Here is a 13432-nt window from a genome sequence, read left to right as displayed (position 1 = left end):
CTTGAAAACAAGCAGGGTTTTGAAGTAATAAACTTTTAAAGCTTAGCTGACTTTATACACCTTTTGGTTGAACGATGCAATATTCATTGCAATTAAAAGCTTCAAATAAAATATACTAATTATTCCATGCTCTTATCGTATTACAAACATTTTCCATAGAAACATCTAGGTCTAATATATCAATCATGTTCTCTTTGTTCATGATAGGAGCTAGCTTTTCAGCTAATAAAGGCTTCTTCGCAACATATCTATCACCTTGCCCCTTATCAATACCATTTAAATATTCAAAAAATGACTCATATTGCCCTACTTGAGCAGAAGTATTAGTGCGCAAAAAGTTATTAACAACTTCTTTAGGGATATAGTTTTCAATCTCTCTTCCTTTAGTTATCCAACACAGAGCCCCCATGGTGTTGAACTCTTTTTGTATTCTTTTTTTGGTTTTACTTAATGGTGTCTGAGCAGCTCTTTTATCGCTATCAATCAATATTATTGCATTTCGATTTGTATTTAGAATTGACACACCAGATTTATCACAACTTGGAGATTCCGCACTCAAATGAGAAAGTAATCTTCCTCCATAAAATATTATTTGGTAGTGAGTCCCTTCCCTCAGCTCTTGATCACTCCATAAACCAATCCACTTATTCAAATAGATTCTATCTGATGGTCCCTCTACCCAAACCACTCCATTAGCCTGCAGCAAATCGCTCGCTCTGACATCAAGATCATCGATAATCCCATTATTCTCTATATATGTCTTAGCGGTTGTGCACGTAGCAACTGAGTTAACATTAGATACATGAATTATTTGTGCGTCAGGCCGCTTACTAAACTGATCAATTAAGACATTAGAATGAGTAGTTAAAACATATGAATAATCATATTCTAACGCCTGTTCATAAATATAGTTATTCAAGCGTCTTAACAAGGCTGGATGTAAATTATTTTCCAACTCCTCAAATCCAAACACATACTTGTTCAAGTTAGTTTCTTCAAAACGAGGTACCAAAATCAAACATGCAAGCACTGACATAACCGTCTTTAAACCGCTTCCTGACTGAGAGAGAGCTATACGCCCCTTAAATTTCTCCTCAAGATATATTTCCCAGTTGCCATCTTCATGTAACTGGCAAACTATATCAGTAAATATCGCATCATGTGCAAATATTGAGTTTAGCGCTTTAAGAATAGAACTCTCTACTAATTCACTCGGTAAATTTGATTTATTGATGTAGTTTTGAATCGCATTTGTTATACCGCTTCCATCCGTTCCGATTATTATATTTGAATTATCTGGCTCAGGTCGAATATCTCTCTCAGCAGAGAGACGTCGAAAATTTTTATTTATTAACGGATGGGGCATAGCATGCACTAGAGCTCTCGAATAGCTACCAGCATTTTCTAAGGTGGGACAAATATCACTGTCATCACATTCTACTAGCTCCCTTACACCTTCAAATCCGATAGACCATTTTATCATTTTTTCGATAAACTGATTTCCATAATTTCGATGATTGCCTTGAACCGCACCTCCGCTTACATTAGGCTTGAAAACTTGATTAACAATATATTCAGGTATTTTCGACTCAACAATTATCTGTGGGGATTTATTACCCCTCCATGTTGAGCGATGAAAAAAATAATCGTCATTAATTAAACACTCGATTAAATCTAATAAAGATGACTTTCCTGCGTTATTTCTTCCGACAATCAAGTTTACTCGACAAAATTTCTCAAAACCGGTTTCATCTTCAAAACATTTGTAATTTCTTGCTTTAATCATAACTATGACTCTTGTGAATTCTTATAAAAATAGACAGTCACATATTAAATAATTAGAAACATCACTTTTATTTTTACAAACAGACTAATTACTTATTTCAACAGAACCTTGAGAAACAGCTATAAGTGCGCAAATCTGTACCAGCAGTATAAAAATGTAAAAACAATCTAACTTTTTGGCAGCATTCAAGCTTAATGATGCATGACTAGTTTTTCGAATAGAGTTTGCAAGCGCAATTTCCGGAATATTCTTGTTAAGAACCTTCTCCAACTTGCGACCATGAATTACAGCACCTCTTAATAACTCATGGTACCAGTATCTATCCATTAGGTAGAAAGCAGCCCAAATTATGATTGACACACTAATAAATATTGCCGCAATAGGAAAACTTAAGCTTGACATGACTACATCACCACCGTATCTATATGAAATAGCCGCGCCTCCTAACATTACACCCAATATCGACATTGCAAAAGAACGAACTTTCAAGCATAAGTCGTTGAAATGCATCTGGACATCGACAGTCTTCTCCCAGGCTTTAAGAGTAAGCTCAAGTTTATTATTATCTAATGTCATGCTACAGTTCTCCATTTTGAATATAATCTTCGATTTTAGATTAATACTAGGACAATCGAGTAAATTGTATGTAGGAAAAGATACTGAGCATCATGTAAGAAAATGCTTACATTTTTTCTAAACCAAGCCACGCATTTTTCTTGTCTCCTGTCAGAAGAGTTGCAGCTTTATCAAGTGCGCGCTTATCATTCTTGTAGAGAGCTGCGTAAATTAATTTCCCTATCTCGTGATCTTTTAGATGTGAAGGCAGGTCATCATACCATTTACATTTATCATCACCTTTATGATAACTCGCGCCTAGAATGGCATCCTTTAGCAGCATTTTATCTTTCAATCTCAAACTCACGTTTCAACCACTTGATTCTCACGCTTATTTTCGACATCTAGTGTAACCTCGCACATAAGTGCCATCTTTTCTGTAATAGCTGCTCACATAGTGACAATTACCGCCAAAGTTGGGAGTTAAATGATTTTTCTTGGGGCTACATCTGTAATGACCTTCAACTAATACGCCATCATTTCTATAATAGCTTGCTTTCCATTTACACTCGTTTTCTGAAAGTGAGTCAGAAGGTGTTGATCTTGGACAAACTAAACCACTAGGGATAAAAGTTTCATTATTATCGAAATGCCCATCAACATATTTGCAACCATAATTTGCTAAGTTTAAATTTGAGTCAGAGTTATAAAAAATTGAAGTACAGCCGCTTAATAGAAGCAAACAAATAGCAGCCCTTAACTTAAAAAATAAGAATGCATTCTCGCATCTACCCATCCAACACCAATTAAAATCATTTCTCGCACTTGAGGCTTTTTTAACTTGTATCGAGAAGCTAATTCGGAATAACTGATTTCTGGCACTAGAAAGCAATCTTCTGTCAAACTGCCAACCTTCTTTAATTAATCGCATTACTCTCCAATTTTTTTTCCTGATTAAGAATTGCTTCAATATTCTTCTTCTCTAGGTCAGTTAGAAAACCAGAAACATCTTTTTGATACGGTTTATACCAACTGCATTTTTCAAAATAGCCAGCTAGCCTTTCTGACTTAAATTCGTATCCATACGAGGCAAAAATTTCATTTCTCATTAACTTAAGTGTTCTAGCTGATAACTTATCAAGCGAACCAGGTTGCAAAGTCATCTCCGAAATTTCTGGGTACTTGCGACTATTGCAGAACTTGTAGGGGTCCTCCTCTACAAAGGTCCCACTCATTGGGTCAAGCTTATACTCTTTTACGACGTAAGATGTTATTTTTGAATGGTCATATCCATTAGCTACAGTTATTACCTTGACATTATATATTTCATTAATGAGGTCGTAATTTACCGACTCCAGCTCTCCGCCGTCTGTATCACACATTCTCACAAGCTCTAAACTATCTAAGAGTTTACCCTCATAATTATACGTATTTAGACCTAACCCACTACAAAGTCCATCAACGGATGAACCAATTTCAACTAAGAAAAATCCTTTGTACGCTTGGACAGACAGCACACTAGTTTCTTGATGTTCATCTTGAAATAATGGTTTTCCACTTTCTAAATGCGATAAGAACGAACCTAAAGTTTTATCAGTTGAGTAAGCAGACATTGAAAATACAAAAAGAGTTATATAAAAAAAATGAATACTTTTAGTCATAATCTTGTCTCTGTATGATTTTGTATTCTCGCATCAACCCACCCCACACCAATTAAAATCATTTCTCGCACTTTCGGCTTCTTTAATTTATAGCGAGAAGCTAAATCGAGGTAACTCATCTCTGGCTCTAAAAAGTAATCTTCTACCAAACTACCAATCATTGAATTTGAGGTTCTCACTTTAAGCTCAGATACAGCCTTATCGACCGCTAGAGCTTCATCATCTGTCAAAGTGTAGCCAATAGGTTTACGAATCGCTAACGCGCTTTCACCATAGCCTAAATGAATACCATGCGATCGCTTCCAGTAACCCCACTGCTTTAAATTTCGCTCAGTTGTTTGAAAACTCATTGGGTCGCCTCCTCGTTTGATATGTTTGATTTACTATTTTCTAGCTGCTCTTGCTCAACCAGCCAGTCGCTCACTGCAGAGCACGACCAGTCGGTTGTAGACCAGCGCTGACGAAGTTTTCGTACAATTTCTTCACGCATGGATTTATCGATTAGCTTTGCCACATGCTCTCGCTCTTGTTGAATTCTGCTGGATAGCTGAGCTTGCATTGCTTCTCGTTGTTGTCGCTCTGCTGCTGTTTCTTGCTTTTCTGGCTCTGGCGGACAAAAGCTTTTAACCAAGCGCATAAATTCAATTTGATTGGGTAAATAACTCGGTAAATGATTCAGCGCTTTAGCTACCGCGTGTGGATCTACCTCGAGTAAATCGGTCGCCCACTCCCGAAATGCGGGGTTCGATTCATCCGCCACACCAAAGCGACTTTCCCACAATGAAAAACCATATTTCGCACCCAACCGTTGCCACAAACGCTGAACCGCTTTAACCCACTTGGGATCAAAAGTCGGACAGGGTTTTGTCCAGCAGTCGAGCGCGCTCTGCGGCAGAAACTCGCGATGTCGATGCGTTTGCCTGGTCATGTTGTTTGCCTCGCAATAGATTTTTAATGTACTTGTGATCCCATTCGTCAGGCGTTAACAGAATGGGCACACCTCCTCGGTTTGCTGTAATCCAGTAAGAGATAAACTCACCGCGATTTTCGAGCGTGTCTTGATGTTCAAAATCGGTAAGGCCTTGCAACTTGGCTAAGGTTTTTGCTTGAAGCGATGGTTGCCAATGCGTGGTTATTGGAATTTTCTCAAACGCATCGGACTTTTTTGGATCTCCCTCCTTAGAGGGAGATCTTTTTATTTCTGTCTCTGTATCTGTCTCTGAGGGCGTTACTGTAACGTTACATTGTTGTTCCATTCGCGGCCGCTCTTTATTTATAGGGCTTTCAGCGGCTGGTTTGATTTGAGATGTTAAGTTTTCAAGCGTTACATTAGCGTTACAGGCCGTTACATCGCCGTTACATGTAACGTTTTTAATTTCCGTTTTCTTTTGTTTTGCCCGGTATTTTCGAACGCGAGCGGCACTGGAATCGCTTTTGAATTGTCGCTTGTTCCAATTGATGGGTTGAAAGTTTTCGTCGATTAACTCTTCTTCCTTGAGCCTTCGTTTTACTTCATCCAGGTTGGAAATGGAGACACCGAGTTTTAAAGCCACTTTACGTTGCAGCTTATCGGCGTTCGCTTCTTTATCGAGCTCACCCTGACACTTTAAACACAAGAGCGCGACATAATGCCAACGATCTTCAAATGAAAGCATGAGCATTTTGGGGTCGTCGATGATTTCGGAATACAACCGAAACCAAGGATTGGCTGTTTTTTGTTTTTTCATTGCACTCCTCCTCAGAGGAGATACTAAATCATATTGATTTATTTTATCAAGATTTTGTTAATCATATTGATTGTTGAATCAACTTGATTTAAATTAAATAATATGTGGATGAGAAAACACGCCAGAATACGTCATAATAACTGCCGCCAAATTGTCTTGGACTTACAAGATGAAACGGGTCGCGGCGGCTTAACTGTCTTCGCAAATCAGTTAGGTAAGTCTGTACAACAAGCAACACAATTTGCAGGCATCTCTCCGAGTCGTGCGATTGGCGATAGCTTGGCTGAAGAAATAGAGAGAGCTTTTAAACTTCCTAGAGAAGCACTCGATGATGAGTTCTTTTCATATTCAAATGGAAAACACTCTTCCAAACGTCCAATCTCAAAATTAGAACTTTCAGTATTATCCGATGCAATCAAACTTGCTTTACAGGATAATGACTTTGAAAAACTAGAATTAGAAGAAAAATCAAAAAAAATAATAAAGCTTTATTCCAGCCTTATTGAGGACCATAAAGAAGAACGAAAAGAAATTGATCCGGATTCAACGGCTATTCCTAAAGATGAATGCTTACAACAACTCACCATTATTGAAAATGCAAGAAGAGCACTTTCGAAATTAAGTGGAGAGAAAATAATAGCCGTTGCTGAAGATCTTGAAATAACCCTTTCTGAAATGCACTGCTTTTTAGAAAGAGGATTAATTAGTCGGGCCAGTTTTAAACGACTAATGGATAGTCAGGGCTATCCTGAACTAGGCAATCGAGACTATAGAATGCTTCCTGAATTTTGGAATGATTATTATAAAAACTTGGCATTCAATAAATATTCTGCCTGGGAGGAACCCAACGAAGAATTTATAAAAGTTCTTGAGCTTTCATTCACAGATTAATTTTCGTACTATCTGTGTTTGACTAAAAAGATAGCCGGTATACAAACATCTCATAAATATAATACTATCAGCTACAATATTTATGCACAAAGAGTACTCCGGTCTAATATAATGTCTCGGCTATCGAAAGGACTTTAAAATGAAAACAGTAATATTATTACTATCTGCTATTTCTTGCTTTCAAATTTTAGCGACAGATAGAGCAAAAGTTGCAGATATGTCAGCAAGCTTGCTTTTGCCTGACGGCTCTTATTTGCAAGTTGATGTTTTTACAGAGTGTACAGACGGCGGAAGCAATGTAGGTTCATTGCTTTTCGATGATCAGCATGTAGAATTGTTCGCCAAAGGTCTGGACGCTGAGTACGGGGAAAGATACGGGAATATGCTCCGTTCAGCTTGGGCAAATAAAAAGAATCCCGATGACCCTAGACTGCCAACTTATATAGTAGTTTTCAAAAGCGGTACGGATACGAATGAGAAAATGGTTTCTAAAAGTTTACACAGCATTGAAGAAGCAGAGACACAGTCGTCTGCCCCTTCATTTATTGGCAATTGTGGCGGTTACGTTCACAAACCAGTTGGCGGCGACTAAATTAGAAACGGTAGAAAGCTTTAAACACATAAACTTTGAGGTAGGGTTGCCTACCAATCGTACCTCAGCACTCTTCTACGATTCTCACGGATATCTTTGGATAGCAACCTATAATGGACTTGCTCGATACAACGGCAAGAACTTCAATTTGTTTCAAAGCTCGCCTGGTTCTGTTGAAAGCTTAAATAGCTCGCAGGTTAACGCTGTTTACGTTTCGACATCTCTGTCTGGCCAAACACCCTCTTACACCGCTTGGGTTGGAATGAACAATGATGGCGGCCTTCAAATTATAGAAAATGGAAAGATTACAAAAACCTTACTTGATGGTGTAACCGTTACCGACATCAAAAAAATTAACGATACTCAAATTGCTGTTGTGTTAGAAGATAAACTCGTTATTTTTAACAGTAACTTCAAGAAGGAAAACTCGTACAGTTTTGAAGAATCAATTAACTCTGTCCAAATGTTCGGTACCGACTTAATTGTTGCAACAGACAATGGCGTTGGCTACATCTCTAAATTGCCAAAAAGACTGCTTAACTTTCGCAAAACACCGATACTTTCGTTCGCTAACGACAATAACTTTGACTACCTTGGAAGCAAAGATGGACTTTACATTGTTGCTAAAAACAACTCGTCATCTCAACTTGTTCTCAAAGGAGAAGTTATTCGTAACGTTTTAGTAGCAGGAAAAAACCTGTTAGTGGGTACTCCCAAAGGTTTAATCGAATGCGAAATTAGCTATTTAAAATTAAATGACTGCGAGAGATTCAATTCCGATCAAACCGTATCCGACATTGAGTACGATAAAAACACAGGTATTGTTTGGGCTTCAACAACTAACAATGGGGTTTTCCAGTTACCCCCAAATAGAAAGAAGATTAAAAGCTACAAGAGCTCTACGGTAGGAACTTACTTCCACTCCATGTTGCAAACACCTGGTAAAAAATGGATTGCGGCTTTTGGTGAAGGTGTCTGGCAAGAAGGTATGGATAATCAATGGAATTTAATTTCTGATGATGTGCTTCCAGACAACCGAATTATTGCGATGAAAAAAGACCTGTTAAACCGCTTATGGGTAGGTCATTTTAAAGGCGTCTCTATTCTTGATGAGTCAGGTCATCTCGTAGAAGAAATACTGACTAATAAAATTGTTTTAACCATCGATACAAACTCAAATGATGCTATTTACATTGGGACAGACTCCGATGGCGTGTATAAATACGATTACCAACTGAACTTAATTGATCACATTGAGAAAAGTGACGGCTTAAATTCTAATACGATTTTAAGCCTTTTAAATCACAATGGTTATTTACTGATTGGAACAACAAAAGGCTTTTACAAGTATCAAAAGGGACACTCCATTACTCAATATGAAGCGGACAAAGTGGTTTGGAAGCTGGAAACTGATCACAATGGTAACTTATTGATCGGTACGGACGGCGATGGTCTCATTGTTTATAACGATGATTCAAAAATTTATGAATACACCAGTGAGAATAGTAACTTACCAAGTAATACGATAAGCGATATCTTTGTTTACCCCGACTCCAATAAAATTGCAATTTCGACGCTCGCCGGACTCGCATATACCAATGATATCAGTAATCCCTGGTTTAAAATTTTCGACTTTCGAAATGGGTTGTATCCAAAAGAAATGCTCAGAGGAGCTATTTCCTATATTGACGATAAATTAATTGCTCAAGGATTAAATGGCTGGACAGAGCTGGTTGACTTTCGCTACGACAATAATGTGCCTGTTCTACCCGTTTATACCAACTTAGAAATACCTGAAACTTTAGAACATGATTCGCCACTGGAATTTTTAATATCAGGTGTTAATCATTTTGATAAGTTTCCCATTACCTTTTCATACAGCCTGAATAACTCTCCAATGAGAGAATTAAAGTTTGGCAGCAATTTATTCTTCAACAGTTTACCACCGGGAAATAACATTATTCGCGTTCACTTTCATTCTAAAAGTGGCTCCGGAACCAGAGAGTTTAATGTCGATGTAACGACTCCTGCGAACTTACCTCAATGGCTTATATTGGTTTTATCACTGAGTACTATCTTCGTCGGTGTTTTCATTTATCAATACAGACTTTTCAATAAGAAACTGGAAAAAAGCCAAGCAAAAATTGAAGGATTAGAATACGAGCTCAATCATATTCTCGAAGACGAGATCGAACCACAGTCTGATTGGTTCTTTCCAATGACAGCACTCCCCTTTGAATTGCCCAAAACAGCAAGAACCTTAGGAATTGTTTCTCAATTTCAATCGTCACTAGAAATGGTGAGTGAATTATCAGAAAAGCTCGACTTTACAGCGACTCCAGAAGCGATTAATTATAAATTATCGCAATCACAAATGGACAAGCTTTGGTATTGCTTAGCAGCAACAATTAATGTTGCAGCAGAAAGTGATAATCTTTCTTTATTAAAAATTCGCTGCAGCGAAAACTCCGGCTCACTTGAGATAAAAATAGCCATTCAAAAGCTTACACTGAATCAGTTTGATTTACTTAAGTCTCTAAAAGATGAGTTAAAGCATCAGAATATTCATCTAACTATGTCTGAGTACACGAGGCAGTCTCAACTCATCTTTTCAACGCACCGCTAACTCACAGTAGCATTAAATACAGCGGTAACGTGTTTAATGCTATTTAATCATCCTACCTACTTCAACATTTACCAATACTTTCCTTTTGATGACATTGTTGTTGTTCTTTGTTAATTGACTAAATCATATTGATTTATTATATTAATCATATTGATTTATCTTTTTTAGAAGGTAAATCGCGGATTATTCATTGCTGTATTTAAAAAATGATGTCATTTCTAACACAACAGGACCGGTAACGATGGAAACGAACAAAATAACAAATCTACCGATGATTATGGTCGAGTATATTGGACACAGCTTTGGCGAATGGATTCGTGACATCCAGACAATTTATCCCCGAACCATCTTTCTAGAAAAACACCCTGAACGGTTTGTCTGCAAGATAGAAACCAAGGATGGTCTCCACATTGTAGGCTCTTACAATATCCGCTCTCAGCGCCGAACAATATTCGATAGACGCAGAGTGTCGCAAAAACCTAAAAGACAGCGCAGACAAGCCGACGGAGTGAAAGAGAGAGTTAGTATTCCAAGTGCGGTTCTAATTTAAAGAGAGTGGACTAATGAATGCCTTTAAAACTCTAAGCACTGCAGAAGCTGCAAATTATTTAAAGTGTCACAAAGATACAATTCTAGAGTTGGTTAAGTCTGGCGAATTACCCGCTGCCAAAATTGGCCGTTCCCATGTTTTTGTTGTGTCTGATCTCGTGAATTTTATTCGTTCAAAGTACTTTCAAAGAAATCCATTTGATATTAACACTAGAGAGAGCTCACCATGTCTGTTATCAAACGAGGACAGTTTTATTACACCAATTTCTACTTTAAGGGAAAGCGCTACCGCAAGAGCACGGGCGCAACTGAAAAGTCTGAAGCCGAACAAGTCGAAGCCCGGTTAAAGCGCCGCCTATTTGAACAGGACAGACTAGGTATAAAACCCAAAACCCCTTGGGATAAAGCGGCAGTTAAATTTTTAAGAGAAAAGCAAGAGTTGCGCAGTTACCCGGATATTTACAGTCATATCGACATACTAACGAACCTTTTCGCGCGAAACACACCAGACATTCATTTGGAAGACATCGATCGCAATTTGATTGATGACATTCTGGATGAATACCAAGACGAACGCGAATGCTCGAATGCGCGGCGTAATCGAATCGCCTCAACGCTTCGATCGTTGTTTAACTTGGCACAGAAAGAATGGGAGTGGATTGATCGCGTCCCAAACATACGATTTTTAGATGAAGGCAATCGAGAGCCTCGCTGGTTAAAACCAGAAGAAGCCCAACGCTTGATCGACTGTGCGCCCAAACATTTGAAAGATCCCATCCGCTTTTCGCTACTGACTGGCGTACGAAAATCCAACTGCCTCGGAATGCAATGGGAATGGATCGTCATGAAAAACCGCCAGGCATTTATTCCAGCCCATTCAGCTAAAGGAAAACGTACTATTCGCGTTCCACTGAATGAAGAAGCGCTGCAGATCATTCGCAATAATGTCGGCAATCATCCCGAATACGTTTTTACTTACCATGGCAAACCGTTCGTACAGATCGATAATAAAGACACCTGGAAGCCACTGATAGAACGTGCGGGGCTTACTCCATTTCGTTGGCACGATCTCAGGCACACCTGGGCCAGCTGGCATATCATGCGCGGAACGACTCCAAGCGAGTTAATGGAACTTGGCGGCTGGACCAGCTTAAAAATGGTACAACGTTACGCGCACTTAGCAGAAAGTCATTTACACCAAGCCGCAAAAAATATCAGCTTGCGTCCCAATACTGCGTCAAGCATTCACCTCGAACGCAACGACTAACGCAACAAAAGAATTCGTTATCATATATCGTTAATTTACCGACTACCGATAATGAAAGCTTCCCAAAGCTCAGCAAAAATGAGCTTATAGCTCACTTCTCTCTTGAACTTTGAAACTTCAAACCCAATGTTATTGGATAGCAAGATAACAGATTACGGAAACAACGATTCTAGATTATTTTGCAGAAAACAAAACGCGTTGGGCACAAAAGCAGCCACAGTCAGTTTAGAAATAGAGAAAATATATTAGAGATTAGAAAGTTCGGAGAGCCACTAAACTATTGTAACTACAAGAGTAAGTGGCGGAGGGATAGGGATTCGAACCCTAGATGGGCTATTAACCCATGCCGGTTTTCAAGACCGGTGCATTCAACCGCTCTGCCATCCCTCCGCGAAGAAGGCCGAATAATACTAGAAACATTTTAAGAATCAAGCTTTTCGTGTAAAATTTTCTATGTTTTTATGAAATTGAACAACGCATAAACAGACATGATTATGAAATAATCTGCAACACGATAATACTTGTAGTGAAACTATTATTTGATATATTTGTCTACAGTAATAACTTAACTTGTTGTAATTCGGAGAAAAGTCCCTATGGAACGTAATGTTAATACCATTGATCGCTCAATGTCGAGCGGTGTAGAAATTAACAAGGTATTGAAAAATACTTATTTGTTGGTTGCTGCATCCTTGATTGTTAGTGCCATTTCAGCTGGCGTTGCAATGGCAATGAACATCGCCCCAATTTCACCTTGGTTGTATCTGGCCATCATTATCGGTATGCCGTTTATCATGGCTAAAACTTCCAACAGTGGGTTGGGAATTTTAATGATGTTTTTATTCACCGGGTTCTTAGGTTTTTATGCGGGCCCAATCATCAACCTTTATGTTGCCAATTTTGGTAGTGAAATCGTTATCCAAGCACTTGGACTAACCGGCCTTATTTTCTTCGCCCTTTCAGGTTATGTACTGAAAACAGGCAAAGACTTTACTTTCATGCGAGGCTTTTTATTCGCAGGACTAATGGTTGTTTTCGGTGTTGCACTTATTTACTTCATCGGAAACTACTTTGCTGGCTGGCACGTTAGTGGTTTAAGCACAGCTATCTCAGCTGCGATGGTGCTACTAATATCTGGCTACATTTTGTACGACACCAGCTCAATCATGCGTGGTGAGCAAACCAACTACATCATGGCCGCTATGAGTGTATTCATTAACATCTATGTGTTGTTCATGAATATTCTGCACTTGTTAGCAGCATTCAGCGGCGACGATTAATTCTTCGTCGTTTTCTGAACACAAACCCGGCCTCGGCCGGGTTTTTTAATGCCTGTCTTATGGTAAAATAGTGCCAAATCAGCAAGATACCCATAATTATGGCTCTTAAGTACGCAATATTAGTTACCGGTTCGCCCTACACTTCTCAGGCTCATTCTTCGGCCCAGCGGTTTGTCGACGCTTGTTACCGGCAAGGCCACAGTGTCCACTCAGTCTTTTTCTATGGCGATGCTGTTTATGTTGCGAATGAATTGTGGAACCCTGCGAATGATGAGCAAAATCTTCAGCAAGGCTGGAGCAGTTTGGCGAGCCAATACGATTTAACAATAAATGCGTGCGTTTCTGTCGCCAATAAACGCGGTATTGTTAGCCAGGAAGATGCTGAGTTGGCTGGTTTACCGGACCACAACGTTAACGCTGACTTTCATATTGCTGGCCTTGGTGAGTGGGTTGAAGCCTCAAGTCACTCCGATCGTGTTATTCACTTTTCCTAGGCGG

At 38.9% G+C, this 13432-nt stretch carries 15 protein-coding genes and 1 tRNA gene; 7 read left to right on the top strand and 9 right to left on the bottom strand.

Annotated features, from left to right (window positions below):
• Positions 1-115 precede the first annotated feature (115 nt).
• The 8 genes from FAX86_RS17765 to FAX86_RS17730 all read right to left on the bottom strand — a co-directional run bounded on the left by FAX86_RS17765 (position 116) and on the right by FAX86_RS17730 (position 5729).
• A complete protein-coding gene (locus FAX86_RS17765; protein WP_144394822.1) occupies positions 116-1786 on the bottom strand; it encodes an ATP-dependent nuclease in 1671 nt (556 codons plus the stop codon).
• Between the two features lie 84 nt (positions 1787-1870).
• The gene (locus tag FAX86_RS17760) at positions 1871-2362 is read right to left on the bottom strand and encodes a hypothetical protein (protein WP_144394821.1); all 492 of its coding nucleotides are present in this window, start codon (positions 2360-2362) and stop codon (positions 1871-1873) included.
• Between the two features lie 106 nt (positions 2363-2468).
• Positions 2469-2696, bottom strand: a complete 228-nt coding sequence (locus FAX86_RS17755; protein WP_144394820.1) for a hypothetical protein — start codon at positions 2694-2696, stop codon at positions 2469-2471.
• Between the two features lie 36 nt (positions 2697-2732).
• Complete coding sequence (locus FAX86_RS17750) at positions 2733-3272, bottom strand: hypothetical protein (RefSeq protein WP_144394819.1); 540 nt, start codon at positions 3270-3272, stop codon at positions 2733-2735.
• Entirely contained in the window at positions 3259-4002 is a 744-nt protein-coding gene (locus FAX86_RS17745; RefSeq protein WP_144394818.1) for a YARHG domain-containing protein, read from the bottom strand. Before FAX86_RS17745 ends, FAX86_RS17750 begins: the two co-directional genes overlap by 14 nt.
• Complete coding sequence (locus tag FAX86_RS17740; protein WP_144394817.1) at positions 3999-4352, bottom strand: antiterminator Q family protein; 354 nt, start codon at positions 4350-4352, stop codon at positions 3999-4001. Before FAX86_RS17740 ends, FAX86_RS17745 begins: the two co-directional genes overlap by 4 nt.
• The gene (locus tag FAX86_RS17735; RefSeq protein ID WP_144394816.1) at positions 4349-4819 is read right to left on the bottom strand and encodes a hypothetical protein; all 471 of its coding nucleotides are present in this window, start codon (positions 4817-4819) and stop codon (positions 4349-4351) included. Before FAX86_RS17735 ends, FAX86_RS17740 begins: the two co-directional genes overlap by 4 nt.
• 28 nt (positions 4820-4847) lie before the next feature.
• Positions 4848-5729 carry a DnaT-like ssDNA-binding domain-containing protein gene (locus FAX86_RS17730; protein ID WP_144394815.1) on the bottom strand — a complete coding sequence of 294 codons (882 nt, stop codon included), beginning with the start codon at positions 5727-5729 and terminating at the stop codon, positions 4848-4850.
• Between the two features lie 279 nt (positions 5730-6008).
• Here FAX86_RS17730 and FAX86_RS17725 point away from each other — a divergent pair, with 279 nt between their 5' ends.
• The 5 genes from FAX86_RS17725 (at position 6009) to FAX86_RS17700 (ending at position 11654) form a co-directional block, all read left to right on the top strand.
• Complete coding sequence (locus FAX86_RS17725) at positions 6009-6620, top strand: hypothetical protein (protein ID WP_144394814.1); 612 nt, start codon at positions 6009-6011, stop codon at positions 6618-6620.
• Between the two features lie 139 nt (positions 6621-6759).
• Entirely contained in the window at positions 6760-7212 is a 453-nt protein-coding gene (locus tag FAX86_RS17720; RefSeq protein ID WP_144394813.1) for a hypothetical protein, read from the top strand.
• Positions 7175-9838, top strand: coding sequence for a ligand-binding sensor domain-containing protein (locus tag FAX86_RS17715; RefSeq protein WP_164503662.1), 2664 nt, complete (start codon positions 7175-7177; stop codon positions 9836-9838). The genes FAX86_RS17720 and FAX86_RS17715 overlap by 38 nt, the downstream gene beginning before the upstream one ends.
• A gap of 563 nt (positions 9839-10401) precedes the next feature.
• On the top strand, positions 10402-10734 hold the full coding sequence (locus FAX86_RS22875) for a helix-turn-helix domain-containing protein (RefSeq protein WP_144394810.1): 333 nt from the start codon (positions 10402-10404) through the stop codon (positions 10732-10734).
• On the top strand, positions 10623-11654 hold the full coding sequence (locus FAX86_RS17700) for a tyrosine-type recombinase/integrase (RefSeq protein WP_425467802.1): 1032 nt from the start codon (positions 10623-10625) through the stop codon (positions 11652-11654). The genes FAX86_RS22875 and FAX86_RS17700 overlap by 112 nt, the downstream gene beginning before the upstream one ends.
• A 299-nt stretch (positions 11655-11953) precedes the next feature.
• On the opposite strand, the gene FAX86_RS17695 is transcribed toward FAX86_RS17700, so the two are convergent.
• A tRNA-Ser gene (locus FAX86_RS17695) sits at positions 11954-12044 on the bottom strand.
• Positions 12045-12250: 206 nt separating this feature from the next.
• Here FAX86_RS17695 and FAX86_RS17690 point away from each other — a divergent pair.
• Positions 12251-12934 carry a Bax inhibitor-1 family protein gene (locus FAX86_RS17690; protein WP_144394808.1) on the top strand — a complete coding sequence of 228 codons (684 nt, stop codon included), beginning with the start codon at positions 12251-12253 and terminating at the stop codon, positions 12932-12934.
• A gap of 98 nt (positions 12935-13032) precedes the next feature.
• A complete protein-coding gene (gene tusD, locus FAX86_RS17685; protein ID WP_144394807.1) occupies positions 13033-13428 on the top strand; it encodes a sulfurtransferase complex subunit TusD in 396 nt (131 codons plus the stop codon).
• The last annotated feature ends 4 nt before the right edge of the window (positions 13429-13432 follow it).

The organism is Pleionea sediminis, assembly GCF_007570825.1.
In the GTDB taxonomy this organism is placed as follows: Bacteria; Pseudomonadota; Gammaproteobacteria; order Enterobacterales; family Kangiellaceae; genus Pleionea; species Pleionea sediminis.
The sequence above is the reverse complement of the archived record's forward strand: the minus strand, read 5'-3'. Positions and strand labels throughout refer to the sequence as shown.